Genomic DNA, 25,822 nt, shown 5'->3' on the forward strand with positions numbered 1-25,822 from the left:
CGGGCCCGCACAGGGAATCCGCAGGAATCCGCAAGGACCTTCCAGAAGCGGCCTGGTCCTAGAACGTGGCCTGGTCCTAGAACGCGGCCTCGTCCAGTTCCATCAGGTCCAGCTCGACACCCGAGGCGACCTTGCGGGCGAGGGTGACGCCCGGCAGCACGTTGGCCGCGAAGAACTTCGCCGCGGCGATCTTGCCGGTGTAGAACGCCTGGTCCTTGGCGGAGGCCGTGGCCAGCTTCTCGGCGGCGATCGCGGCGCCCTTCAGCAGCAGGTAGCCGACGACGACGTCACCGGAGGCCATGAGCAGCCGGGTGGTGTTCAGGCCCACCTTGTAGATGTTCTTGGTGTCCTGCTCGGTGGCGGCGAGGTCGGTCAGCATCAGGCCGACGATCGCCTCCAGCTCCACGGCCGCCTTGGCCAGGTGCTCGCGGGCGCCGGCCAGCTCCTCGCCGCCGGTGCCGAGCGCCAGGAACTTCTTGATGTCCTCGGCGAGGGAGTTCAGCGCGGCGCCCTGGTTGCGGACGATCTTCCGGAAGAAGAAGTCCTGGCCCTGGATCGCGGTGGTGCCCTCGTAGAGGGTGTCGATCTTGGAGTCCCGGATGTACTGCTCGATCGGGTACTCCTGCAGGAAGCCGGAGCCGCCGAAGGTCTGCAGCGACTGGGCGAGCTGCTCGTAGCCCTTCTCGGAGCCGTAGCCCTTGACGATCGGCAGCAGCAGGTCGTTCAGCGCGTGCTCGGCGGAGGCGTCCTCGCCGGCCGCCTCCTTGAGCTGGATCGCGTCCTGGATCGAGGCGGTGTACAGCACCAGGGCGCGCATGCCCTCCGCGTACGCCTTCTGCGTCATCAGCGAGCGGCGCACGTCCGGGTGGTGGGTGATGGTGACCTTGGGCGCGGCCTTGTCCATGAACTGCGCGAGGTCGGGGCCCTGGACGCGCTCCTTGGCGTACTCCAGCGCGTTCAGGTAGCCGGTGGACAGCGTGGAGATCGCCTTCGTGCCGACCATCATGCGGGCGAACTCGATGATGCGGAACATCTGGCGGATGCCGTCGTGCTTGTCGCCGATCAGCCAGCCCTTGGCGGGGTGCTGGTCGCCGAAGGTCATCTCGCAGGTGTTGGAGGCCTTCAGGCCCATCTTGTGCTCGACGTTGGTGGCGTAGACGCCGTTGCGCTCGCCCAGCTCGCCGGTCTCGAAGTCGAAGAGGTACTTCGGGACGAGGAAGAGGGACAGGCCCTTGGTGCCGGGGCCGGCGCCCTCGGGACGCGCGAGCACGTAGTGGAGGATGTTCTCGGACATGTCGTGCTCACCGGAGGTGATGAAGCGCTTCACGCCCTCGATGTGCCAGGAACCGTCCTCCTGCTGGATCGCCCTGGTGCGGCCGGCGCCCACGTCGGAGCCCGCGTCGGGCTCGGTGAGCACCATCGTGGAGCCCCACTGCTTCTCCACGGCGATCTTGGCTATGTGCTTCTGGACCTCGTTGCCCTCCTCGAAGAGGATGCCGGCGAACGCCGGGCCCGAGGAGTACATCCACACGGCCGGGTTGGCGCCCAGGATCAGCTCGGCGTAGGCCCAGATCAGGGAGCGCGGCGAGGTGGTGCCGCCGATCTCCTCGGGCAGGCCGAGCCGCCAGTACTCGGAGTCCATGAAGGCCTGGTAGCTCTTCTTGAAGGACGCCGGGACCGGTGCGGTGTTGGTCTCGGGGTCGAAGACGGGCGGGTTGCGGTCGGCGTCGGCGAAGGACTCGGCCAGCTCGTTCTCCGAGAGGCGGGTCATCTCCTCCAGGATGCTCTTCGCGGTGTCGACGTCCATCTCCTCGAACGGGCCGGTGCCGTACACCTTGTCGCGCCCCAGTACTTCGAAGAGGTTGAACTCGATGTCGCGGAGATTCGACTTGTAGTGCCCCATGGCGACGGCTCCGTAGAGGGATCGGCGAGGCACTGACTCCTCGCACCTAGTTCACGTACCAACAAGTAGCCACGATGATGCTACCCGTCGGTAATAAGAAGCAACCCCTACCGGTCCAAGTGTGAGAAGGGTCTACTCCGGGGTGCCCTCGGGCCGGTCCGTGAGCAGGGCCGCCCAGCGCTCCGCGTACTCGGCGAAAGCAAGGTGACCCCCCTGGTATCTCCACCAGCCGGGCTCCCCCGCCTCGGCGAGCGACCGCCATACCCGCGCGGTGCCGCTAGCGACCGCTACGTAAATTCTCCCGGACGCCACCGCGCCGCTTCCGCTCGGTACGCTTGCGCGCATGTACGGCTACGACCAGAACGTCGGTGCTCAGCAGCAGTACGCCGCGCCCCAGCAGCCGATGGCCGGCGGCTACGGGCAGCAGCCGCCGCTGTATCCCGAGCCGTCCCCGCCCTCCCTCGCGGACGCGGTGCGTGCCTTCACCACCGGGCAGATGTCCGCCGAGGACTTCCAGCAGATCTTCGCCACGTCGAAGGTGTACTGCCCGCGTGGCGACACCCCCGGCTTCCTCGCCCTGCACAACACCCAGCAGCCGGTGATCCCGATGTTCACCTCGCTCAAGGAGCTGCGCCGGTACGCGGGCAAGGAGTCCAAGTACTTCGTGATCACCGGCGCCGAGGTGATCGACCTGCTGCCCACCGGATACGGCTTCGTCCTCGACATGGAGGGCGAGCACCGGATGGTCTTCGACGCGAAGGCGGTCGAGCAGATGGTCGACTTCGCCATGCGGCGGATGTACGGCTAGCCGACCGTGCTGCGCGGACGCCGGCTGTGGTGGGCCGGGGGTGGGGTCTTCGCGCTGACGGCGGGGGTGCTGGGGGTCGGGTCGCCTGCGGCTGTCCGACCACGCGGGGCGGCTTCCGGCTGATACGCGCGGTGTGGGTGCTGCGCGCGAGGGGGGTCACGGCGGAAGGGCGGCTGGAGTCGTTCCGTGAGCTCAGCACCGACAACGGCCCCCTGACACGCTGGGTGTGTTCGTCTTCGGTGTCGTCCTGCCGCTGGTGTTCGGGATTCCGGTGCTGGTGGGCGCTTTGGGGGCGGCCGTGATCGCCGTGACGTTCGCCTTCTCCTGACCCGTGCGGGACCTCGCCTGGAGCCCGGAGGGAATTCCCTCCGGGCTCGTTCTGTTGGGGGTGGCAGAAAGTTCAACGCTCAACTAAAGTGAGCGCACAAGGAGGTACCGACCATGCCTGCAGTGACCGTCGAGAACCCGTTGACGCTGCCCCGCGTGACCGCTCCCGCTCCCGCTGACGCGGTGGCGCGTCCGGTGCTGGCCGTCACGACCGCTCCGAGTGGTTTCGAGGGTGAGGGCTTCCCGGTGCGCCGGGCGTTCGCGGGGATCAACTACCGCCACCTCGACCCGTTCATCATGATGGACCAGATGGGCGAGGTGGAGTACGCGCCGGGCGAGCCCAAGGGCACCCCCTGGCACCCGCACCGCGGCTTCGAGACCGTCACCTACATCATCGACGGCGTCTTCGACCACCAGGACTCCCAGGGTGGTGGCGGCACCATCACCAACGGCGACACCCAGTGGATGACGGCGGGCTCCGGTCTGCTGCACATCGAGGCGCCGCCGGAGTCCCTCGTCGTGTCCGGCGGTCTCTTCCACGGCCTGCAGCTGTGGGTGAACCTCCCGGCCAAGGACAAGATGATGGCCCCGCGCTACCAGGACATCCGCGGCGGTAACGTCCAGCTGCTGACGACTCCGGACGGCGGGGCGCTGCTGCGGGTCATCGCGGGCGAGCTGGACGGCCACAAGGGTCCCGGCATCACGCACACCCCGATCACGATGATCCACGCGACCGTCGCCCCGGGGGCCGAGGTCACCCTGCCCTGGCGGGAGGACTTCAACGGCCTGGCCTACGTCCTCGCGGGCCGCGGCAGCGTCGGTACGGACCGCCGGCCGATCCACCTCGGGCAGACCGCGGTGTTCGGCGCCGGGTCCTCGCTGACCGTCCGCGCGGACGAGAAGCAGGACTCCCACACGCCGGACCTGGAGGTCGTCCTGCTCGGCGGACAGCCGATCCGTGAGCCCATGGCCCACTACGGCCCGTTCGTCATGAACACCAAGGAAGAGCTGATGCAGGCCTTCGAGGACTTCCAGAAGGGCCGGCTGGGGACGATCCCGGCGGTGCACGGCATGACCGGCGAGGGGCCGCGGGCCTGACACGTCCCAGCGGTACCGCAGGCGAGTTGTACCTGCGGTACCGCCGATTCGGCACCCCGTGCCGCTACGGCCTTCCGCTGGGCGTCAGTGTGCTCGCCGAGGCGTTCTCCTGGGCGATGCGGCGTAGTGCGGCCATTGCGGTGTCGCCCAGCACCGTGCCCAGTACCACGGCCTCTACCTTGCCGTCCACGGTCGGTACCCGGGCCACGGTGGCCAGTTCGGCCTCGGCGAGCCGGCCGGCCGCCGCGGCGTACTCGTCGAGCAGCGCCAGCAGATCGTCCCGGCCCAGGTCCCGGTACGTCACGATGAGCTGGACCAGCGCCGTCCAGCCGGGGTTCTTCGGCCGGGCCGTCCAGCCGTGCCGGCGCACCAGCTCGGCCACGTCCGCTTCGGCCCGCTCGCGGTCCTGCGGGGTGCCCCGTTCCCCGGCGGTCCGGCTGACCGCGGACTGGGCGACACCGAGCATCGAGTGGACGGTGCGGTCCGGGGCGTCTATCCGGGCGAGCACCTGGCCGGCCGTGGTCACGGACATGCCGCCGACCTCCAGCATCGCCCGGATCAGCTTCAGCCTGCGGACGTGGGTCTCGCCGTACCGGACCTGGTTGGGGCTGGTGCGCTCACCGGGCGGCAGCAGGCCCTCCCGTGCGTAGAACTTGATCGTCGGAACCGGGACTCCCGTGCGCTGCGCCAGCTCTCCGATACGCATGGGGCGAGGATACGAGCCTCCCTGCCCGCCGGAGCCGCATCTCACCCGCCCGGCCCCGCGCGGCAGGACACCGGTCGGCGCCCATGATCCGCTGGACGGGTGCAGCTGTTGCCCGACCCCGTTCGACGCCTCGCCGCCTGGTGCGCAGTGCTGCTGCTCGTCGCCGGGGTGGGGTGGGTCGGGGTGCGGCTGTGCGGGGAGTTCCGTACGGCCGTCACACCGGTGCTGCTCGCCCTGCTCGGTACCGCGTTGCTCGGCCCGCTGTACCGGCGGCTCGTGCGGACCGGGGTGCAGGCGTCGGTGGCGGCCGGGCTCACCTGCGTCGCCGTCGTGGCCGTCGTCGGCGGTGCCGTGTACATCGTCGTCGCCGCGCTCATCGACACCGGCGACCAGATCATCGCCTCGCTGCGGGACGCCGCCAAGGGGGTCGCACAGCACTTCGGGGCGGCCGGCACCGGGCTCGACGACCTCGCCGCGAACTCGCGCAAGCTGCTGAGCAAGTTCGGGGGCACGGCCGCGTCCAACGTCATCAGCGGGGTCAGCGTCGTCGGCGAGTCCATCGCCATGGCCGTGCTCGCCCTGCTGCTCGTCTTCTTCTTCCTGCGCGACTCCCATCGGGCCGTGGAGTCCCTGCGGGCCGTCGCGCCCGGCGGCACCGCCGACACCCTGGAGGCCGTCGCCCGGCGGGCCTTCGAGGCGGTCGAGGGGTTCATGCGCGGGACGACCCTCATCGCGCTCATCGACGCTGTGTGCATCACCCTCGGCCTGCTGATCCTCCAGGTGCCCGGCGCGGTCGGACTCGGCGCGCTCGTCTTCGTCGGCGCCTACATCCCCTACCTCGGCGCCTTCCTCTCCGGCACGGTGGCCGTCCTGGTCGCGCTCGCCGACCGTGGCTTCGTCATCGCGCTGTGGGTGGTCGGAGTCGTCCTCGCCGTGCAGGTGCTGGACGGCCATGTGCTGCAGCCGGTCATCCAGAGCCGGACCGTGCAGATGCATCCGGCCGTGGTGATGCTCGCCATCACCGCCGGGGCGTCCGTCGCGGGGATCCTCGGGATGCTGCTCGCGGTCCCGCTGACCGCGGCCGCGTTCGGGGTCGTACAGGAGCTGCGGACGCGTTACGCAGCGCCCTCATCACCTTCCGGCTCCGTGTCCTCCGCCTCATCGCCCTCCGGCGAACCTTCCGACTCACCGCCCTCCAGCGAACCTTCCGACTCACCGCCGTCCGGCGCACCCTCCGACTCACCGCCGTCGGGGGCATCGCCGACCAGCACGCCGCCTTCCGTCACGCGCCCCTCGGATGCGCCGCCTTCCGCCGCGCGTCCCTCGGATGCGCCGCCTTCCGCCACGCGCCCGCCGGACGCGCCGCCTCCCGCCACGCGCCCCCCGGACGCGCCGCCCTCCGACACGCCCCCCGAGCCGTCGGCCGACACACCCCCCGACGCGCCCGCCGACTCGTAAAGCTCGAACCAGATGCTCTTGCCCTCGCCCCGCGGGTTCACCCCCCAGGCGTCCGCGAGCAGCTCGATCAGCATCAGGCCGCGGCCCGAGGACGCCAGCTCGCCGGGGTGGCGCTTGTGCGGCAGGTCGTCGCCCGCGTCGGTGACCTCCACCCGCAGCCCACGCACCCCCGCCTCGCCGGTCACCTGGGCGACCAGCAGCGCGTCGGTGTCGGTGTGCACGAGGACGTTGGTGACCATCTCGGAGACCAGCAGCACCGCCGAGTCGACCTGCTCGGGCGAGGCCCAGTCGTGCAGCAGCTCGCGCAGATGCCGGCGGGCCTCGGCGATCCGGTCCGGCTCGTCCTGCGCCACCGACAGCAGGGTGCGCCGTACCGCGGCCCGCACGGCGCCCTCCAGCGGCCGGCCCAGCAGCAGCAACGCGATGTCGTCCTCGCGGCGGTCGGCCAGGGGACCGGTGGTGTGGTGCGAGGACGGCCCGTGCACGCCCTGCACCAGCGCGTCGGCCAGTGACTCCAGATCTACCCCGGTGTCTCCCGGATGCGCCTCCAGGATCGCGCGCAGCCGGCTCCAGCCGCTGTCCAGGTCGTGTCCGCCGGTCTCGATCAGGCCGTCGGTGCAGAGCATGAGTGTCTCGCCGGGTTCGAGGGTGAACCGGGTCGTCGGATAGTCCGCGTCCGGGTCCACGCCCAGCGGCAGCCCGCCCGCCGTCGGCCGCATCATCACCGTGCCGTCGGCCATCCGGATCGCCGGGTGCGGGTGCCCGGCACGGGCGATCTCCAGCATCCCGGTCGCCGGGTCGGCCTCCACGTACACGCAGGTCGCGAAGCGGATGTCGGTCATCTGGTCGTCGTGGGTGATGCCGTGCAGGAACCGGGAGGCGCGGGTGAGCACGGCGTCCGGGCGGTGGCCCTCGGCGGCGTAGGCGCGCAGGGCGATGCGCAGCTGGCCCATGAGGCCCGCGGCCCGTACGTCATGGCCCTGGACGTCTCCCATGGCCAGCGCGAAGCGGCCGGAGGGCAGCGGGATCATGTCGTACCAGTCGCCGCCGACCTGGAGGCCGCCGCCGGTCGGTATGTAGCGGGCGGCCACCTGCATGCCGGGGATCTCCGGGCCGAGCGAGGGCAGCATGGAGCGCTGCAGGCCGTCCGTCAGCTCCCGCTCCGATTCGGTGACCTCCGCCCGGGACAGCGCCTGGGCGAGCATCCGGGCCACCGTGGTCAGCACGGCCCGCTCGTCGGGCGTGAACGCCACCGGATAGGCGAAGGCCGCCATCCAGGCGCCCATCGTGCGTCCGGCCACCGTCAGCGGCAGGAAGGCCCACGAGCGGCGGCCGAAGTGGCGGGCGAGCGGCCAGGTCGCCGGGTATCGGGCCTTGTACTCCTGGGGGGAGGACAGATACACCGCGCGGCCCGTGCGAACGACCTCGGCCGCCGGATAGTCGGTGCTCAGCGACATGTGCGAGAAGGGGTTCATGTCGCCGGGCTGGTGCCCGTGCTGGCCGGTGATCGTCAGCCGGTCGCCCTCCGCGCCGAACACCACTAGCCCGTCCGGGGAGAACCCCGGCATCGACAGGCCGCCGGCCACCCGCAGCACCTCCGCGGTGGACCGTGCCTCCGCCAGCGCCCGGCCCGCGTCCAGCAGGAACGCCTCCCGCGAGCGGCGCCAGTCGCCGGTGACCGCGCTGCGGGCGGCCCGGGTGCCCGGGGTCGGCTCGGTGACCTCCTGGAGGGTGCCGATCAGCTCGTACGCCCGCCGCTCGGGATCGAAGGACGGCTTGGACCGGCTGCGGACCACCCGCAGGACGTCCCCCTGCCCGTCCACGATCCGGATGCGCACCTCGGCGAGCGTGCCCTCGTCGACCGCCAGCGGGACCACACCGGTGATCTCGTTCCAGTCCTCCGGGTGCAGTCGGGCCCGGGTCTGGACCTCCGTGAGGGTGGTCGGCTCCGCGGGCAGCCCGAGCAGCCGCGCCGCCTCCGCGTCCACGGTGACCAGTCCTGCGGCCGTGTCCCAGTGCCACAGCCCGGTCGCGAGGGCGGCGAGGACGTCCCCGACGGACGGGAGGGGCTCGCCTGTGCGCATTCGCCCACTTTAGGAATGTCTGACCGATAGCTGCCACCGTAGGAACAGAGGATCCCGGACCCGGAGACTCGGAGGATCCTCCAGTGCGGCGCGGGGAAGGCGCGGCAAAAGGTGGGGAGCCGATCTTGGCGTGCCCGGTACCCTTGATGGGTCCGGGCCCCGTGCCCGTTCTCGCCGGGGAGAGCACCCCTCCCCCGCAGACCCACACACGAAGGACGATGAACGACGATGCATCGGTACAGGTCCCACACCTGCGGCCAGCTCCGCGCCTCTGACGTCGGCACCGACGTCCGGCTGAGTGGCTGGCTGCACAATCGGCGCGACCTGGGCGGCATCCTCTTCATCGATCTGCGCGATCACTACGGCATCACGCAGCTGGTGGCCCGCCCCGGCACGCCCGCGTACGAGGCCCTGGACAAGATCTCCAAGGAGTCCACGGTCCGCGTCGACGGCCGCGTTGTTTCACGTGGAACCGAGAACATCAACCCCGACCTGCCCACCGGCGAGATCGAGGTCGAGGTGGCCGAGGTCGAGCTGCTGGGCGCCGCCGCGCCGCTGCCGTTCACGATCAACACCGAGGACGGGGTCAACGAGGAGCGGCGCCTGGAGTACCGCTTCCTGGACCTGCGCCGCGAGCGCATGCACCGCAACATCATGCTGCGTACGGCGGTCATCTCGGCGATGCGCCACAAGATGACGGCGATGGGCTTCAACGAGATGGCGACGCCGATCCTGTCCGCCACCTCCCCCGAGGGCGCGCGTGACTTCGTGGTCCCCTCGCGCCTGCACCCCGGCAAGTTCTACGCGCTGCCGCAGGCCCCGCAGCAGTTCAAGCAGCTGCTGATGATCTCCGGTTTCGACCGCTACTTCCAGATCGCGCCCTGCTTCCGCGACGAGGACGCCCGCGCCGACCGCTCGCCGGGCGAGTTCTACCAGCTCGACATCGAGATGTCCTTCGTCGAGCAGGAGGACATCTTCCAGCCGGTCGAGAAGCTGATGACCGAGTTGTTCGAGGAGTTCGGCAACGGCCGCCACGTCACCTCCCCCTTCCCGCGGATCCCGTTCCGCGAGGCGATGCTGAAGTACGGCTCCGACAAGCCGGACCTGCGCGCCAAGCTGGAGCTGGTCGACATCACCGATGTCTTCGAGGGCTCGGAGTTCAAGGCGTTCGCCGGCAAGCACGTGCGCGCGCTGCCCGTCCCGGCGGTCCAGGACCAGCCGCGCAAGTTCTTCGACCAGCTCGGCGAGTTCGCCGTCTCGCTGGGCGCCAAGGGCCTGGCTTGGGTCCGCGTCGGCGAGGACGGCGCGCTGTCCGGCCCGATCGCGAAGTTCCTCACCGAGGGGAACGTCGCCGAGCTGACCAAGCGCCTGTCGCTGGCCCCCGGTCACGCGGTGTTCTTCGGCGCGGGCGAGTTCGACGAGGTCTCCAAGATCATGGGCGCGGTGCGGGTGGAGGCAGCTCGCCGCGCCGGCCACTTCGAGGAGGGCGTCTTCCGCTTCTGCTGGATCGTCGACTTCCCGATGTACGAGAAGGACGAGGAGACCGGCGCGATCGACTTCTCGCACAACCCCTTCTCCATGCCGCAGGGCGGTCTGGAGGCCCTTCAGACCCAGGACCCGCTGGACATCCTGGGCTGGCAGTACGACATCGTCTGCAACGGTGTCGAGCTGTCCTCCGGCGCCATCCGGAACCACGAGCCGGAGATCATGCTCAAGGCCTTCGAGATCGCGGGCTACGACCGTGAGACCGTCGAGGAGAAGTTCGCCGGCATGCTCCGCGCGTTCCGCTTCGGCGCCCCGCCGCACGGCGGTATCGCCCCCGGCGTGGACCGCATCGTCATGCTCCTCGCGGACGAGCCCAACATCCGCGAGACGATCGCCTTCCCGCTCAACGGCAACGCCCAGGACCTGATGATGGGCGCGCCGACCGAGCTGGAGGAGGCCCGCCTGCGCGAGCTGCACCTGAACATCAGGAAGCCGCAGCCGAAGTAGTACGGCGAACGGTGAAGGCCCGGACCCTCGGTGGGGGTTCCGGGCCTTTTCCTCTTCAGCCTCAGTCCTCCATGTCGTCCCCGTCCCCTCCGTCCTCTCCGTCCGGGGAAGCGCCGTCCTCCAGCAGGCGCTCGGCGATGTCGTCGGACCAGTGCTGGGCCCAGGCACGCAGGGCGGTGACCTGCTCCTGCGTCAGGCCGTACCGGATGAAGTCCACGTCGGAGTAGAAGTCCGTCCCCGTCAGCCGGGACTGCAGCGTGGGCAGATCGAAGGGATCATGGGCGTGTCGGCGGCCCAGCTCCTCCAGATCAGGGAAGGAGAACCGGGCGGCCGCGGCCTGCGCGTCGACCAGATCGACGGCGGCGCCACGGTCGTACAGCGCACGGATCTTCGTCCCTACGGCGTCCTCCAGGGAGAGCGCGGGACCGTACTCGGTCAGCTCCGGCGGCTGCCAGAACGTCTCCTTGTGCAGGGTGAGGACGCACGGCTCGCCGGTCGGCGGGTCCGTCACCGTCAGCTGCGCGGTGAGCGGGGTGAATGCTCCGGCCCGCACCTGCCGACCCCGTGCCTCCAGGGCCGCACCGACGGCGTACGCGATCCGGTCGGTTGGCTCCGGGCTCTCCGTCGCGAGGTCCACGTTCCCGTGCGGCCGTTCGACCAGTCCATGGGCTTGGAGCGCATACCCTCCGGCCAGAACCAGGGAGAAGGGTGCGCCCAGCGTCAGGGCGGCCCCGATGAGGCGGAGATGGGCTTCGGGGAGGTTCGCGGGACGGCCGGGCGGGGTCATGACGGAGGCGGGTCAGGCAAGCTCGGTGGTGTTCTCCGGCGCGTCCGCCGCCTCGGTGAACAGGTCCTCCGCGCGTTTGACCGTGCCGGCCCGGTCGAGCCAGTCGTTGAGGCGGTCGAGGTCGGTGCAGGTGGTGACGCGCTCCCGGACGGCGTCGGAGACGGCCAGGCCGCGCACCTCAAGGTAGGTGACGAAAGAAGACATGATGTCCTTCCACTTCTCTCCGGCCGGGCTGCCGGCCCGGACCTCCCGAAGGGCGCGGTCGAGCGCTTCCAGTATGACGTCACTGTCGCGGCTACGGCCCGGTGACCAGCAACGTTCATGTTGGGCGGAGATTTTTTCGGTGCTCTGTCACATGGGGGCGAGCACCGGTGTCAGAGCGGTGTCCGCACTTCAGTCGAGTGCTCGATGGGAGCCTCTTATGCGTACCGCTCAGATCGTCGTCACCCTGCTCGCCGCGCTGATGGCCGGTTTCTCCGGGGCCGTGCTGCTGCTGCGGGCCCAGTGGATCGTCAAGGCGCTCACCGACTACCGGGTGCCGCAGTCGTGGTGGACCCTGCTCGGCGTGGCCAAGGCCGCCGGGGCCGTGGGGCTGGTGGTCGGGCTGTTCGTGCCGGTGATCGGGGTGCTGGCCGGGACCGGGCTGGTGGTCTACTTCCTCGGGGCCGCCGTCACCGTGACGCGGGCCCGCTGGTACTCGCACATCCCGTTCCCCCTCGTCTACGCCGCACCGGTGGTCGGCGCGCTCGTCCTGCGCTACGCCGCCTGAGCCGAAATTCTCACCGTGAGGCGGCAACTTCCTTCTCCGCGGCGGCCACTGAGGAGTCGTAAGGCATGTACAGCACACTTTCAAGGACTCCTCCGTGGCTGCTTCCTCCCACCGCCGGTCCCTCCGCAAGCGGCGCATCCTCGCCGTGTCCGCCGCCGTCGTGGCCGCGGGCGTCGGTGCCGGGGTGTTCGTGATGAACGCGAACGCGACCGCCCCCGACCTCTACCACCAGACACTCGCCGCCAAGGACGGCTGGGCCGCCTCCGGTACCGGGACCACCGGCGGCTCGAAGGCCGACGCCGCGCACACCGTCACCGTCTCCACCCGCGCTCAGCTGGTGAAGGCCCTGGGCTCCGCCTCCGACACCACGCCCCGGATCATCAAGGTCAAGGGCACCATCGAACGTCTTCCCGGGCCCGCCCAAGCTGTCGGAGTCGTCAGCCCTGCTCGCCGCCGAAGCGCTCCTTGTACGCTGCCAGGTCCTCGTCCGTCAGCTTGGCGAAGAGGACCGGGGGGACCGTGAAGGGCGTGCCGGCGGGGACGGCGGTGAGGGACTTGGCCTCGGCCTCGGTGATCCAGGTCGCACGCTTTTGATCAGACGCAGTGTCCTGGAGGGAGAAGGCCTGGCGCATGGCGGCGGCCGTCGCCGGGATCAGCGGTTCGGAGACCACCGCGTACAGATGGATCAGGTTCATCGCCGTACGCAGGGTGAGGGCCGCGGCGTCCTTGTCGGTCTTGATCTGCAGCCAGGGGGCCTTCTCCTCCAGGTAGGAGTTGCCCGCCGACCACAGGGCGCGCAGGGCCGCGGCGGCCTTGCGGAACTGCATGGCCTCCATGTGACCCTCGTACTCGGCGAGGAGTTCGGCGATCTGCTCGCCGAGCTTCGTCTCGGCCTCGCCCGGGGTGCCGCCCGCGGGGACCTCCTCGCCGAAGCGCTTCTTCGAGAAGGACAGCACGCGGTTGACGAAGTTGCCGAGGGTGTCGGCGAGGTCCTTGTTGACCGTGGCGGTGAAGTGCTCCCAGGTGAAGGACGAGTCGTCGGACTCGGGGGCGTTGGCGATCAGGAAGTAGCGCCAGTAGTCGGCCGGGAGGATGTCCAGGGCCTGGTCGGTGAAGACACCGCGCTTCTGGCTGGTGGAGAACTTCCCGCCGTAGTACGTCAGCCAGTTGAAGGCCTTGACGTAGTCGACCTTCTTCCACGGCTCGCGCACGCCCAGCTCGGTGGCCGGGAACATGACGGTGTGGAAGGGGACGTTGTCCTTCGCCATGAACTCCGTGTAGCGGACGCTCTCGTCGGCGTCGTACCACCACGACTTCCAGTCGCGGTTCTCCGGGTCCTGGTCGGCCCACTCCTTCGTCGCGCCGATGTACTCGATCGGCGCGTCGAACCAGACGTAGAAGACCTTGCCCTCGGCGGCCAGCTCCGGCCAGGTGTCGGCCGGGACCGGGACGCCCCAGTCCAGGTCACGGGTGATCGCGCGGTCGTGCAGGCCCTCGGTCAGCCACTTGTGGGCGATGGAGGAGGCGAGCTGCGGCCAGTCCTTGTCGTGCCGGGCGACCCACTCGCGGACCTCGTTCTCCAGCTTGGACTGGAGGAGGAAGAGGTGCTTGGTCTCGCGGACCTCGAGGTCCGTGGAGCCGGAGATCGCCGAACGCGGGTTGATCAGGTCGGTCGGGTCGAGCACCCGGGTGCAGTTCTCGCACTGGTCGCCGCGGGCCTTGTCGTAGCCGCAGTGCGGGCACGTGCCCTCGACATAGCGGTCGGGCAGGAAACGGCCGTCGGCGGGGCTGTAGACCTGGCGGATCGCCCGCTCCTCGATGAAGCCGTTCTCGTTCAGCTTGCGGGCGAAGTGCTGGGTGATGTCGCGGTTCTCCGCGGAGGAGCTGCGGCCGAAGTAGTCGAAGGCGAGGTGGAAGCCGTCGTAGACCGCCTTCTGCGCGTCGTGCGCCTGGGCGCAGAACTGGTCGACCGGCAGGCCCTGCTCCTTGGCGGCCAGCTCGGCCGGGGTGCCGTGCTCGTCGGTGGCGCAGATGTACAGGACGTCGTGGCCGCGCTGGCGGAGGTACCGGGAGTACACGTCGGCCGGGAGCATGGACCCCACCATGTTGCCCAGGTGCTTGATCCCGTTGATGTACGGAAGGGCGCTGGTGATGAGGTGTCGAGCCATCGTGGCTGCTCCCAGGTCGCTGCTTTTCTGCGGTTTCGAACCTTGAAATCGTAGCCGACATGGGTGGGCCGCCCGCTTCCCGTTTTGCAGGGTGGGAAGCGGGCGGCCCGGCGTCACGGAGGGTGACTGTGCGTCGCGGGTCGTCCGGGTTACGGGCGCCAGGTGGCGAGGATGCCCTCGTACAGCTCCGTGTCGGTCAGCTCGCGGGGGGTGGGGCCCGCGTGGAAGAACGATGTGTTGTCGGTCTTCAGTTTGCGGAGGTAGTCGAAGGCCTTGTTGTCGTGCTCACCGAAGGCGACGAAGGAGAAGAAGACGGCGGGGTGCGAGGTCGCTGCCGCGGTGAGGGCCTGGGTGGCGGGGGTCTTCGCGTCCGGGGCGCCGTCGGTCTGGAAGACGACGAGGGCGGGGGTGGCGGGGGTGGTGTCCTTCTCGTACTCGTCGTAGTGGGCGAGTACGGCCTCTACGGCGGCGTGGTAGCTGGTACGGCCCATGCGGCCGAGGCCGGCGTGGACGTCATCGATCTTGGTCTCGTGGTCCGGGGTGAGGGTGAGGTCGGTGGTGCCGTCGATCTCCGTGGAGAAGAAGACGGTGTGGACCGTGGCCTCGGGGTCCAGGTGGGCGGCGAGGGCGAGGGTCTGGTCGGCGAGGGCCTGGGCGGAGCCGTCCTTGTAGTACGGGCGCATGCTCGCGGAGCGGTCGAGCACGAGGTAGATCTTGGCGCGGGTGCCGGTGAGGTCGGTTTTCTTCAGGGTGGCTGTGGCTGCCTTGTAGGCGGCGGCGAGGGAGGGGGTGCGGGACTTGACCTTGGCGAGGGTGGTGGCGGGGGTGGTCTTGGCCTCCGTCTCTGCCTCGGCCTCCGGCGTGGGGGCCGGTTCGTCCGCCTCGGCCTCGGCCTCCGGCGTGGGGGCCGGTTCGTCCGCCTCGGCTTCGCCTTCGGCGTCGATGTTCCCACCCGCACCACCCGTGCGGCTTTCGTCGTCGGCTGCGGGTGGCCCCTGTGGGGCGTCCTCGCCGTCGGCGGCCTGCGGGGCCGTCGTCTCGTCGGTCGCGGCCTGCTCCTCAGCTCCGGCCGCCTCCGCGACCTGCGGCTCGGGCTGCTTTTCGGCCTCTGGCAGCTCGGGCTGGTCTTCGGCCTCAGCTGTCTCCATGGCCTGCGGTTCGGGCTGCTTTTCGGCCTCTGGGGTCTCTACAGCCTCGGCAAGCTGGGGCTGCTCTTCTGGCTCGGTCGTTTCCGCGGCCTCAAGCTCGGGCTGCTTCTCGGTCTCGGGCGTTTTCGCGGGCTCCGGCTCGGCCTGCTCCTCAGCTCCAGCCGCCTCCTCGGCCTGCGGCTCGGGCTGCTTCTCGGCCTCGGCCGCCTCCTCGGGCTGCTTCTCGGCCTCGGCCGGTTCCGTGGGCTCCGGCTCGGGCTGCTTCTCGGCCTCGGCCGGCTTGGTGGGCGTCGGCTCGGACTCGGGCTTCGGCTCCGCGGTGGTCTCGGGCTGATCCGGCTCGCCCTCCGCCGGGCGGGGGACCTTTACGTTGTTGAAGGCCGCCGCCACCAGGTCGTGTTCCCCGGGGGAGGACCGGCGGGGTTCGGGGACGGTGGCGTCGGCCGTGGGCTGGGGGGTCTCCGGTTGCGCCGGCAGGCGGTCGGCACCCTCTGCCTCGGTGGCTCGTCCCTTGCGGGAGCGGCTGAATGCGTTCCGCAGGAGAGTGAGAATGCCCATGTGTGCAACCCTTCGCGTGAGTTGATCCACGTCGATCCCTGGCCAGGACGGACACGTAAGGTTAGCGAAGCACTCAGCGGGGGGAAGCGATCGACCGGGCCGCCGCCACCTCCTGGCGGAGCGGCTCCAGGACACTGTCCGCTGGACCGGTGAGGTCAGTGCGGACCGGGGTCAGGGTTTTCGCGTCCCGTACGCCCTCCGAAAGCTCCCGGAGCTGCAGGACCACCTGGGTGATCTCGGCCGCGGACGGGGGCGCCGCCCCGTGTCGTACGCGGACGCGCGCCGCCGTCGTCGCGTCGACGATACGTTCCACCGCCACGACCAGCGGCCACCACGCGGCCGCGCGGCGGCCGGTCGGCGGTGGTTCGGTCAGGGCCCGCTGGAACTCCGTACGGATCACCGACAGGTCCCGGTAGAGGCGGCGGCGCATGCGGGCGCGGGCGGCCGGGTCGCAGTCGGGGGCGAACGCCTTCTCCACGTACCGCGCCGTGTCCGCCACCGCGTCGGCCAGGCGGTCGCCGACCCTGGTGCGCCAGCTCTCCGGCCAGAGGAGGTAGCCGGCGGTCAGGGCGATCGCACAGCCGAGGAGCGAGTCCGTCAGGCGGGGCAGGAGCAACGCCGTGCCCTGGTGGTTCAGGATGTCCGAGAGGAGGAGGATCACCGGGGTGATCGCTGCCGTCTGGTAGCCGTAGCCCCGGGGCGTCAGTGCCGGGATCAAGGGGGCCAGGACCAGCATCGCCACCACGTCCCACCAACCCAGCGGGACCTCCGCCAGCACCACCGCCGCGATCACCAGGCCCGCCACCGTGCCGAGGGCGCGCAGCAGGGCGCGGGAGAAGACCGAGCCGAAGTCGGGCTTCAGGACGAAGGTGATCGTCAGGGCCACCCAGTAGGAGCGGGGAACGGGGATCAGCGACACCAGGGCCTGGGCGATGCCGATGCAGACCGCGAGGCGCAGGCCGTAGCGCCAGGAGTTGGCCGAGAGTACGACGTTGCGGGCCGCCCTTGCCGTGCGGATGCCCAGCGCCGCGGGGCGGCCCAGGCGGTCGTCGATGCCCCGGGGGTCCACGTCGGGGGCCGTGACGACCTCCGCCGCGTGGCGCAGGGCGTGGTCCACCGCGCGGGCCGTCTCCGTCGCCGGCACCGGGAGGTCCAGGGCTATCGGGCCCGTGTAGCCCGTTTCGACCGCCTGGGCCAGGTGGTGGACGGTCTCGGGGATCCGGGCCGGCAGGGGGCGGGCCGCCAGATGGGCCGCGGGGGCCGCCTCCACCACCGGGATGATGGCGTTCAACTGGGCGAGGAGACGGGTGAGTTCACGGCTGCGGCCGTGGTGGCGGGCGCGCCGGGCCAGGATCAGGTCGTAGGACTGGTTGAGGGACTGGGTGACCATCCGGCGGGCCTCGTCGTACTCCTCGGTGTGGTCCGTGCCGGAGACGGTGAGGAGCCTGGCGACGGTGCGGTAGGCGGCCGCCACCGCCGCGCGTTCGGGCACGCCCGAGCGCAACGGCCAGGCCAGCAGGGCGAGGAGGAGGACCAGCAGGCCGCCGCCGGTCATCAGGGCGGGAGCCAGCCACCAGGGGCGGGGCAGCGGGAGGCCCGCGCCGATCACGCAGTTCAGCAGCAGGAGCAGACCCGAGACCGAGGCCACCGCGCCGATCGTCGAGATCATGCCGGAGAGCAGGGCGATCCCGGTCACCGCAGCCACCGCGTACCAGCCGTGGCCGTACACCAGCGCGCCCAGCGTCACCCCGACCGCGCCGAAGAGCTGCGGGACGGCGATGTTGAGGATGCGCATGCGGTAGGCGTCGGCGGTGTCGCCGATGACGCCGGACAGGGCTCCCATGGAGGCCAGGGCGCCGTACGCCGGGTAGCCGGTGGTGAGGCCGACGGCGAGGGGCAGGGCCATGGCGACGGCGGCGCGGGCCATGGCGGCCTTGTTGACGGGGGCCTGCTGGGGGCGGAGGTTCCGGACCAACCAGTCGGGAGGGGTGAGGCCGATGGGGAACTCTCGCGACATGCGGTCATTATCGCCGGTCCGTTCCGACCGCCCGGTTCGTCCCCGCTGGTGAAGGGCGAGGTCCACGACCTGGGTGCCGACGACCGAGGCGGTGGGCGCGGGCCGGCTGGCGGCGCGGGCGTGTCCGGCGAGACGGCGGCGTCGGTCAGTCCGGTGCCGAGGATGCGGCGGAAGGCCGCGTGGTCCTCGGTGGCGTTGAAGTCGCCGGCCAGGATGGTGGGCGTACGGGGGGCGGCGGCCGCGAAGGCGCGGAGCCTGCCGAGTTCGCGGCCGTCGCCCGGCTGCGGGGCGTTGTGGTTGGTCGCGCGGTTCCCCGCGCCCCTCGGGGTGCCCGGCTCATCCCCAGGGACGGAGGAAGGGGCGTGGCCTGTGTGGTCGTGACCGGTGTGGTGCGGTGGCGTGTCGGGCGGCGTCGGTTCAGACGGCGGGTCAGCCATGTGGTCAGCGCCACCGTGAGGCCCAGGGCGAGCAGGAGCCAGGCGGCCGTGCGCAGGGTGGCGGTCAGGGCGTCGTAGACCGCGGCGACGGCCGGATGGGGTACGTCGGCGGGCAGGCCGGACAGGGTGAGGTTGCGGCCGACGGCCACGGCCAGGACCAGCAGGCCGCCGCCCAGGGCCGTGCCCAGCGCGGTCGCCGCGACCGCGCGGCGGCGGCGGACGGCGAGGGCGATCCCGGTGGCCGCGAACGCGACGGCCGCCACCGGCAGCCAGAAACCGGCGACTTCGAGCACGTGGAACCCCTTCCGGAAGGAGGCCAGTTCGCCCGCCGGGAGCACGGAGACCGCGGTGTGCTGCACCGGGATGCGTGCGGCGAGCGGCACATGGTCCCGGGCCAGCTGGCGCTTGACCTGGTCGGTGACGGGGGCGAAGTCGACGGTGACCGGCCGCCCGGCCGCCGCGTCGTCCTCCTCGTCGCGCAGGGCGCGCAGCACCGCGTCGTGGGTGACCCGGTTGCCGGTGTCCCAGGCCAGCCGGAAGGCCTCGGTCCGGGTGAAGGAGCGCACCGCGTCCCGCACGAACGGGCGGACGGAACCACCCGCCGGGCGTACGTCCAGATGCTGGTCCACCGCGCGCACGATGCCGTCACCGACCGTGTCCGCGACGGCTTCCCGGACCCTCGGGTCGGCGGCCAGCGGCGCCATCGTGGTGACGTACCGGCCCGTGTCGGCGAGCCCGTACGCCGCCCAGGCCGCCAGCGCGCCGAACGGCACGAGGAGGCAGGACAGGGCGAGCAGTACGGCCGACAGGGCGCTCCTGAGGCGTGGGGGCACGCTTCCAGGCTTTGGTCTGCGGGGCGCGGACGCGAGCGGGGCGGGTGCATTCGGGCGAAGACCCGCACCCCTTGGTGGACCTGGGCACTTCGACCTCCGGTGGAGGGTTCACCCGAACGGGTGTTTCCTGGTGTTGGGGGGAGGAGGCCGGTGCAAGGCCGGGTGAGGGAAGTGGGGAACACGGGGGAGGCGTGGGTCCCGGCCCGCCGGGACCCACTCCCACGCTCGCTCGCCCGCTCGCGGCGCGCGCGGCCGGTGGACCACGCGGTCAGTGGACGCGGCGCCCGAACGCGTCCTCGCGCGTGTAATAGCGGTAGAAGAACGTGCCGAAGGTGCATCCCGCGATGACCAGCGACATCATCACGGACCGCCAGACCGAGTGCGGCGTCTGGACGTACAGGAAGCCGAACGCGATGCCGGCGAACGCCGACCACAGCAGCGCGTGCAACTCCCTCGCCATCCGCGGGGCCAGCGTCAGCAGGGCGATGGACACCACCGCGAACACCAGTGCGCTGAGCCAGCCGAGCAGCAGGTTCCCGCCGGTGACGGCGCCGCCCTGGCGGGCGTCGGCCGCGACCCAGTAGCCGTAGATCAGGCCCAGGACGACCGGGCCGGCGAAGTGGGCGATGCGATGGGTGCGCGCGTCGAACACGTCGGGCGGACGGGCGCGCCGACCGGAAACCCGTGCTCCGATCTCCCTGCGGCCGGCGCGGGAGATGCCGCCGGGCGCGGGTGCCGCTTGAGCCATGAGAGCACTCCTCTCTCCTCGCCCCCGCCTTCCAGAGCACACCTGAGGACAGGGCCTGGCAAGTCGGCCAGGAGAGTGACGGGTGCCCGGATGCGGCCGCTTCTCTCCCGTGTTTCGCTGGGAACGCCGAGAGACATGGAGGGCTGTCCGCCGTGACGGACATCGAGTACGGCCGGCGGCGCCAGCTGCTGCGCGTGCGCGGCCGGAACGTCGCCTGGGTGCCGCCTCTGCTGCTGCTCGTCGGCATCGTGCTGCTGGACTTCAACACGACCGAGCAGTTCCGGATCGTCACCTGGATCGTGCTGGTCCCCGGCACGGCCGCCGCGATCTGCGGGGTGTGGACGACGGGCGCCTTCGCCGTGCTGGCGGTGGTGACGTACGTCGCCGTCGACAACGCCTGGCCCGACCAGTACCGGGCCGGACTCGGCGACTTCATCCTGGTCGCCGTCGGCGGCCTGCTGGCCGTGTTCGCCTGCGCCGTACGCCTGCGCAAGGAGCGGCAGACCCTGCACATCCAGGACATCGCCGAGACCACCCGCCGTACCGTGCTGCGCCCGCTGCCGGCGCGCTGGGGCGGGCTGGAGCACGCCGGGGTGTACCTGGCGGCCGACGTCGAGGCCCGGGTCGGCGGCGACTTCTACGACATCCAGCCCGGCCCGCACGGCACCCGCCTCTTCGTCGGCGATGTGCAGGGAAAGGGGCTCGGCGCGGTGGAGACCGCCGCCGCGCTGCTCGGCACCTTCCGTGAGGCCGGCTACCACGAGGAGGACCTCGCGACCGTCGCCGAGCGCCTGGAGATCCGGATGCTGCGGCACCGCCGGCACACCACCGCGCTCGGCCGCACGGACGGCGACCGGTTCGCCACCGCCGTGCTGATCGGCTTCCCCGAGGACGCGCCGGAGAGCATCGACGTCGTCAACTTCGGGCATGAGGCGCCGCTCGCCGTCGGCCCGCGCGGAGTCCGTGAGCTGCCCAGCGGCGACGGGCTGCCGCTCGGCTTCGGCGACCTCGCGGGCGGTCTGCCGCCCGTGCACCGGGTGCCGCTCGCCGCCGACGAGACCCTGCTGCTGGTCACCGACGGGGTGACCGAGGCCCGCGACCGGCGGGGCACCTTCTATCCGCTCATCCGGGAGCTCGCGCCCGCGGTCGCCGGCGGGGGGCCGGACAACGCCGATCCCCGGCGGCTGGTCCGGCTGGTCCGCGACGGCGTCCTGCGGCACAGCGGGGGCCGGCTGGTCGACGACACCACGGTGTTCGCCGTGCGGCGGATGCGGGGGGAGGCTGCGGGCGAAGACGGCGAAGAGGGACGTTTGCGGTCCTGACGCCGTCCTCCTCCTCTCCTGAGGCGCGCGTTTGCAGGCGCAGCGGTTACGGTGCTGGCTGGAGAGCGTGGAGAGCCGGCCAGGTCGGCAGGGCCGACAGGGGCTACAGGGGGAGGACCGATGCCCGGAACCGTGCTGCTGCTCGCGGCCTCGCCGCTGGGCCGGGGGCGGCTGGTGGAGGCGGCCGGTGTGCTGCCGGTGCTGGCCGCCGTCGCCCCGGCCGTGCTGTCCGGCACCGACACCGCCAACGTCGTCGAACTCGCCGATCCGCTGGAGCCGCAGGCCGTGCTGACCCGGCTGCGCGCCGCGGCGGCCGCGCCCGGGCCGCTGACCTTGTACATCGCCGGTCAGTTGCAACTGGACCGCCGGCAGCGGCTGCCGCACCTGGCGCTGGCCCGCACCACCGCGGCGACGGTTCGCTACACGGCGCTGCCGTGGCACTGGATACGGGAGGAGCTGCGGTTGCGCTCCGCCGTGGACACGGCGCTGGTCGTGGATCTGCATGCGGATGCGGAGGCGTGGCGGTACGTGGCCGAGCGGGGGCTGGACTGCGGTCCGAATGCCGCCGTTTACGGGCGTGTCGCGCCGGTGGGCGGGCGGCGGGGGGTGGCCGAGCCGGCGTACATGAAGGCCGTGGCGACGTTGTTGCGCAGTGGGTACCGGCCGCCGCTTCTTCAGTTGCACGAGCAGGCGCTGGGGCGGATCGCCGACTCCAGTGCGGGCCGCGACCTGGTGCTGGCCGTTCCTCGGGGCTCCGCCCCCAGACCCCAGCTCCCGCCGGCCCCCAACCACGCCCCCGACGCCGTCGAGCGGGCCCCCGGTGTCATCGGCCAGGACCCCCACGCCGCCATCAGCGCGGCCGTGCAGGACGGGCGGCACGGTGATGCCGATGTGCTCGCCGCTCAGCAGGAGCAACTGGCCGTGCGTGCCTGTGGGCCGGCCTCCGACGAAGCGCTGCACTGGGCCGAAGTCCGTGCCGATCTCGCGATGTTCGCGGGGGACGCGGTGCGTAGTTGCCGGGCTTGGCTCGCCGTGGCCGGAGTGCGGCTGGCCGCCGGGCAGGCGGTGGACGCGCCTGCCGTGGAGGCGGCCGTGGACCGGGCGCACCACCAGTGGGGGCGGATCACGGACGCGGCGCGGGCCCGTGAACTCGGGCTCGCGCTCGCGGAGTTGCGGCTGCGGGTGCCGGGCCGCCGGCAGGGTGCGCTGGAGAACGTCCAGCGGCAGCTGCGACAGCTGCAGGCTGCTCAGTAGGCCTCAGTAGGCCTCGATAGGCCTCGATAGGCCCCATCACGCCGCCGACAACAGCGCCAGGGCCCCCGAGACGAGCGTGCGGACTCCGGGGGCGATCACGGACAGGTCGGGTGCGAAGTGCGGGCTGTGGTTGCTCGGTACGGCCGCGAACTTCTCCGGGAGGGTGTCCCCGGGGGCCTTGTCCCACACCTCGGCCGGGGTGGTGGTCACGAACCAGTACGAGTACGGGATGGCGCCGTCGAGCGCCAGCGCGGGGAAGTCCTCGCTGCCCATCGCCGGGCCCGGGTCGAACACCGTGCCCGCGCCGAAGACCTCGCCGTGCACGGCGGCCACCGCGCTGTCGGTGGGCGCGTCGTTCACGGTCACCGGGAAGGTGTTGCCGATGGTGATGTCGGGCTCGCGCGGGCAGCCCGCGGCCAGGCACTCGCCGTGCGCGATGCGCCGGATCGCGGCCAGCATCCGCTGCCGTACCGCCTCGGACTTGCTGCGCAGGTTCAGCGAGATGCGGGCCTCGGACGGGATGATGTTGTGCCGGGTGCCGGCCTCGATCCGGCCCACGGTCAGCACGGCGGACTCGCCGGCGGCCAGCTCCCGGGAGACGACCGTCTGGAGGCGGGTGACCAGGTAGGCGGCGGTCACCACCGGGTCCACGGTCGCCTCCGGGCGCGAGCCGTGCCCGCCCCGGCCGTGCACCACGATGTCCACGTCCGTCGCCGCCGACATGATCAGGCCCGGCGCGTGCGGGTACAGGCCCGCCAGGCCCGGAGCGGCATGCTGTCCGAGCAGCACGTCCGGCCGGTCGAACCGCTCGTACAGCCCGTCCGCGACCATCCGGGCCGCGCCCTGCCCGGTCTCCTCGGCCGGCTGGCCCACCACCAGCAGGGTGCCCCGCCAGGTCTCCCGGCCGGCGGCCAGGGCCTCGGCGGCGCCGGTCAGCCAGGTGACGTGCAGATCGTGCCCGCACGCGTGCATCACCCCGTCCGCCTGCGAGGCGTACGGCAGCCCGGTGGCCTCCTGGACCGGCAGCGCGTCCATGTCGGCCCGCAGCAGCACGGTCGGCCCGTCGCCGTTGGCCACCCGGCCCACGACCCCGGTGCCGCCGACGCCCTCGGCGGTCTCGAACCCGGCCTGCTCCAGCCGCTCGGCGAGCCTCCCGGCGGTGCGGTGCTCGCGCAGGGACAGCTCGGGGTTGCGGTGCAGGTCGCGGTAGAGGTCCTCCAGGTCCGGCACCGGGAGGTCGCAGGTCAGGTCCAGGGCGGTACGGGCGGCGGCAGAGGTCATGGCGGGAGCGTAGGCCTCCGGAGGTTTCGCCGACACCCCCACCTGTGCGGAGTCGAACCGTTACTCTCGGCTACATGGTGAACATTCGCGAACTCGATCCGAGTGCCTCGCCGTTGGACTACTTCGGCTATGAGCTGCGCAGGAAGCGGGAGGCGGCGGGGCTGACGCAGAAGGAGTTGGGCGCCATCGTCTTCTGTACGGGCTCGTTGGTCGGTCAGATCGAGACCGCCCTGAAGGTGCCGACGCGGGAGTTCGCCGAGCGCGTGGACGCGGCGCTGATGACGGACGGGCTGTTCTCGCGGCTGGTGGGCCTGGTTCTACGGAGCCAGTTGCCGACCTGGTTCCAGCCGTACGCCGACATGGAGGCGAAGGCGACGTACATCTCGACGTATCAAGCGCAGGTCGTGTACGGGCTGCTGCAGACCGAGGGGTACGCGCGTGCGGTGCTCGGCGCTCCGGAGCCGGGGAGCCTCGACGAGTTGGTCGCCGCTCGGCTGGAGCGGCAGCGCCTTCTGCAGAAGGCGAAGCCGCCGTTGGTGTGGGTGGTGCTGGACGAGGCGGTGCTCCACCGCCCGATGGGTGGCCGGGAGGTGATGCGGGGCCAACTCGCGCATCTGTTGAGCTTCCGCGATCAACGTCGGCTCAAGATCCAGGTGCTGCCGTACTCAGCGGGCGAACACCCCGGTCTGCCAGGGGCATTCAACCTCCTGCGCTTCAACGACCATCCGGACATCGTCTACACGGAGGACTTCGTCCAGGGGCACATGACCGCCGATCCAGAGAGCGTTGGTAACGGCTGGCTCTACTACGATCAGCTACAGGCTGCCGCGCTCTCGGTGCGGGACTCTGCCGAACTGATCGCCCACGTGATGGAGGAGCGCTATGGAGACCAGCCGACAGCTGAACGGCGCGACGTGGCGTAAGTCCAGCTACAGCAGCAGCAGCGGCGGCGATTGCATCGAAATCGCCGACCTCCCCACCCACATAGCCGTCCGCGACTCCAAGAACCCCGAGCACGGCATGCTCACCCTCACGCCGGAGGCCTTCGCGGCGTTCGTGCGCTACCTGTAGATCTCGCCCGGCCGGGGCTTCGCCGGGGCGAGGAGCTGGGTGACCGTGACGAAGGTGTAGCCGCGGGCCCTGAGGGCGGAGATGATGCCGGGGACCGCGGGAATCGTTCCGTTGTACCCGCGGTTCGTGGGGTCCACCAGGTCGTGCAGCAGGATGATCCCGCCGGGACGGGTCTGGTCCAGGATCCGGGCGGTGATCAGTGCGGAGTCGGTCGTCCGGTAGTCGGACGCGCTGGCGCTCCACAGGACCTGCGCCGTGCCGAGCTTCCGGCAGATCGCCGTGACGGCCGGATCGGTGCGGCCCTGCGGTGGGCGCAGCAGGACCGGTCGGCGGCCGATGACCTTTGCCACGGCGTCGCGGCCCTGGACGATCTCCTTGCGCACGTCGGCCGGGCTGATGCCGGTGAGGATCCGGTGGGACCAGGTGAGGGTCTCCAGCTCGTGGCCTTCCGCGGCCATCCTCCTGACCGTCCCCGGATATCTCACGACGTGGTGCTTGCCCAGGGTGAAGAACGTGGCGTGCACGCGGTAGCGGTGCAGGATGTGCAGGAGCTGTGGGGTGCGCGCGCTCGGCGAGTCGTCGAACGTGAGAGCCACGCACTTCGCCTCCCGGCAGTCCACGAAATCGCCAGGAGGCCGCGCTGCGGCCCGTGCGGGTGCCCAGACGGACAGGGAGAGTGCCAGCACTGCCGCGGTCAACAGCGCGATGACGTCGTCCCACCGGGGCCGGAGAGCCCCTCGATGGGATGAGTGGGGCATGTAAGGAGCTTAGGGCGGATGCGTGTCTCGGGCATCCCGGGGCGACCTGGGCTACCTGGACGTGCTGATCGCCTGCTGTGTCCGTGCGCCCGGTCCGGGCTCCGCCGCCCGGGCCGGGCCGGCGTTCGCCGCGAGGATCAGGGCTGTTGCCGCGATCACCGCGGCGGCGACGGCCCTGCGCGCGGTGGTGTTTCCATAGGGTGCGGATGTACGTCCGGGCACGGTGACCTCGCAACACAACAGCGACCTATTAAGCAGACTTAATCCGCCGTTTAACCTAGGGGCTGTACGGGTC

Annotated in this window: 20 protein-coding genes and 3 pseudogenes; 11 read left to right on the plus strand and 12 right to left on the minus strand. The window is 71.2% G+C overall.

Annotated elements, in window-relative coordinates; genetic code table 11:
* Positions 1–76: 76 nt before the first annotated feature.
* Positions 77–1,903 carry an acyl-CoA dehydrogenase gene (locus ACZ418_RS16550; RefSeq protein ID WP_468363210.1) on the minus strand — a complete coding sequence of 609 codons (1,827 nt, stop codon included), beginning with the start codon at positions 1,901–1,903 and terminating at the stop codon, positions 77–79.
* A gap of 343 nt (positions 1,904–2,246) precedes the next feature.
* Between ACZ418_RS16550 and ACZ418_RS16555 the strand changes: the two genes are divergently transcribed.
* Together ACZ418_RS16555 and ACZ418_RS16560 are read left to right on the plus strand one after the other, a co-directional pair.
* A complete protein-coding gene (locus tag ACZ418_RS16555; protein ID WP_031172737.1) occupies positions 2,247–2,711 on the plus strand; it encodes an SseB family protein in 465 nt (154 codons plus the stop codon).
* Positions 2,712–3,152: 441 nt separating this feature from the next.
* Entirely contained in the window at positions 3,153–4,136 is a 984-nt protein-coding gene (locus ACZ418_RS16560) for a pirin family protein (RefSeq protein ID WP_468362862.1), read from the plus strand.
* 64 nt (positions 4,137–4,200) lie between these two features.
* Here the strand turns inward: ACZ418_RS16560 and ACZ418_RS16565 are convergent, their stop codons facing one another.
* On the minus strand, positions 4,201–4,842 hold the full coding sequence (locus tag ACZ418_RS16565; protein ID WP_468362864.1) for a MerR family transcriptional regulator: 642 nt from the start codon (positions 4,840–4,842) through the stop codon (positions 4,201–4,203).
* 99 nt (positions 4,843–4,941) lie between these two features.
* Between ACZ418_RS16565 and ACZ418_RS16570 the strand changes: the two are divergent.
* Positions 4,942–6,003 (plus strand): annotated as a pseudogene (locus tag ACZ418_RS16570) (AI-2E family transporter); the annotation flags it as partial.
* Here the strand turns inward: ACZ418_RS16570 and ACZ418_RS16575 are convergent.
* Positions 5,958–8,384 (minus strand): ATP-binding SpoIIE family protein phosphatase, encoded by a 2,427-nt coding sequence (locus tag ACZ418_RS16575; protein ID WP_468362866.1) that lies wholly within the window; start codon positions 8,382–8,384, stop codon positions 5,958–5,960. The pseudogene ACZ418_RS16570 and the gene ACZ418_RS16575 sit on opposite strands and share 46 nt — an antisense overlap.
* A gap of 228 nt (positions 8,385–8,612) precedes the next feature.
* On the opposite strand from ACZ418_RS16575, the gene aspS reads away from it, so the two are divergent.
* On the plus strand, positions 8,613–10,376 hold the full coding sequence (aspS, locus tag ACZ418_RS16580; RefSeq protein WP_468362868.1) for an aspartate--tRNA ligase: 1,764 nt from the start codon (positions 8,613–8,615) through the stop codon (positions 10,374–10,376).
* Positions 10,377–10,437: 61 nt separating this feature from the next.
* Here aspS and ACZ418_RS16585 read toward each other — a convergent pair whose 3' ends face one another.
* Positions 10,438–11,163, minus strand: a complete 726-nt coding sequence (locus tag ACZ418_RS16585) for a hypothetical protein (RefSeq protein WP_468362870.1) — start codon at positions 11,161–11,163, stop codon at positions 10,438–10,440.
* Between the two features lie 12 nt (positions 11,164–11,175).
* Positions 11,176–11,367 carry a hypothetical protein gene (locus tag ACZ418_RS16590; RefSeq protein ID WP_468362872.1) on the minus strand — a complete coding sequence of 64 codons (192 nt, stop codon included), beginning with the start codon at positions 11,365–11,367 and terminating at the stop codon, positions 11,176–11,178.
* A 217-nt stretch (positions 11,368–11,584) separates the two neighbouring features.
* On the opposite strand from ACZ418_RS16590, the gene ACZ418_RS16595 reads away from it, so the two are divergent.
* Both ACZ418_RS16595 and ACZ418_RS16600 read left to right on the plus strand, forming a co-directional pair.
* Positions 11,585–11,932, plus strand: a complete 348-nt coding sequence (locus ACZ418_RS16595) for a DoxX family protein (protein WP_468362874.1) — start codon at positions 11,585–11,587, stop codon at positions 11,930–11,932.
* 94 nt (positions 11,933–12,026) lie between these two features.
* A pseudogene (locus ACZ418_RS16600) lies at positions 12,027–12,335 on the plus strand (pectate lyase family protein); the annotation flags it as partial.
* Positions 12,336–12,369: 34 nt separating this feature from the next.
* On the opposite strand, the gene metG reads toward ACZ418_RS16600, so the two are convergent.
* The 5 genes and pseudogenes from metG to ACZ418_RS16625 form a co-directional block, all read right to left on the minus strand.
* Positions 12,370–14,100 (minus strand): methionine--tRNA ligase, encoded by a 1,731-nt coding sequence (metG, locus tag ACZ418_RS16605; protein ID WP_468362876.1) that lies wholly within the window; start codon positions 14,098–14,100, stop codon positions 12,370–12,372.
* A gap of 149 nt (positions 14,101–14,249) precedes the next feature.
* A complete protein-coding gene (locus tag ACZ418_RS16610; RefSeq protein WP_468362878.1) occupies positions 14,250–15,806 on the minus strand; it encodes a VWA domain-containing protein in 1,557 nt (518 codons plus the stop codon).
* A 73-nt stretch (positions 15,807–15,879) separates the two neighbouring features.
* Entirely contained in the window at positions 15,880–17,823 is a 1,944-nt protein-coding gene (locus tag ACZ418_RS16615; protein ID WP_468362880.1) for an FUSC family protein, read from the minus strand.
* A gap of 382 nt (positions 17,824–18,205) precedes the next feature.
* Positions 18,206–19,093, minus strand: a pseudogene (locus ACZ418_RS16620) (hypothetical protein); the annotation flags it as partial.
* Positions 19,094–19,361: 268 nt separating this feature from the next.
* Positions 19,362–19,841, minus strand: a complete 480-nt coding sequence (locus tag ACZ418_RS16625; RefSeq protein ID WP_468362882.1) for a hypothetical protein — start codon at positions 19,839–19,841, stop codon at positions 19,362–19,364.
* A 152-nt stretch (positions 19,842–19,993) separates the two neighbouring features.
* On the opposite strand from ACZ418_RS16625, the gene ACZ418_RS16630 reads away from it, so the two are divergent.
* A complete protein-coding gene (locus ACZ418_RS16630) occupies positions 19,994–21,163 on the plus strand; it encodes a PP2C family protein-serine/threonine phosphatase (protein ID WP_468362884.1) in 1,170 nt (389 codons plus the stop codon).
* Positions 21,164–21,283: 120 nt separating this feature from the next.
* Positions 21,284–22,417: a hypothetical protein gene (locus ACZ418_RS16635; protein WP_468362886.1), complete on the plus strand. Its 1,134-nt coding sequence runs from the start codon at positions 21,284–21,286 to the stop codon at positions 22,415–22,417.
* 36 nt (positions 22,418–22,453) lie between these two features.
* On the opposite strand, the gene ACZ418_RS16640 is transcribed toward ACZ418_RS16635, so the two are convergent.
* Positions 22,454–23,698, minus strand: coding sequence for an amidohydrolase (locus tag ACZ418_RS16640; RefSeq protein ID WP_468362888.1), 1,245 nt, complete (start codon positions 23,696–23,698; stop codon positions 22,454–22,456).
* Between the two features lie 74 nt (positions 23,699–23,772).
* On the opposite strand from ACZ418_RS16640, the gene ACZ418_RS16645 reads away from it, so the two are divergent.
* The gene (locus ACZ418_RS16645; protein WP_468362890.1) at positions 23,773–24,621 is read left to right on the plus strand and encodes a helix-turn-helix domain-containing protein; all 849 of its coding nucleotides are present in this window, start codon (positions 23,773–23,775) and stop codon (positions 24,619–24,621) included.
* The gene (locus ACZ418_RS16650; RefSeq protein ID WP_468362892.1) at positions 24,581–24,769 is read left to right on the plus strand and encodes a DUF397 domain-containing protein; all 189 of its coding nucleotides are present in this window, start codon (positions 24,581–24,583) and stop codon (positions 24,767–24,769) included. The genes ACZ418_RS16645 and ACZ418_RS16650 overlap by 41 nt, the downstream gene beginning before the upstream one ends.
* On the opposite strand, the gene ACZ418_RS16655 is transcribed toward ACZ418_RS16650, so the two are convergent.
* Entirely contained in the window at positions 24,760–25,527 is a 768-nt protein-coding gene (locus tag ACZ418_RS16655; RefSeq protein WP_468362894.1) for a polysaccharide deacetylase family protein, read from the minus strand. The genes ACZ418_RS16650 and ACZ418_RS16655 overlap by 10 nt on opposite strands.
* 22 nt (positions 25,528–25,549) lie before the next feature.
* Between ACZ418_RS16655 and ACZ418_RS16660 the strand changes: the two genes are divergently transcribed.
* On the plus strand, positions 25,550–25,726 hold the full coding sequence (locus ACZ418_RS16660; protein ID WP_468362896.1) for a hypothetical protein: 177 nt from the start codon (positions 25,550–25,552) through the stop codon (positions 25,724–25,726).
* Positions 25,727–25,822: the final 96 nt, after the last annotated feature.

This window comes from Streptomyces sp. NPDC030820 (genome assembly GCF_055572075.1).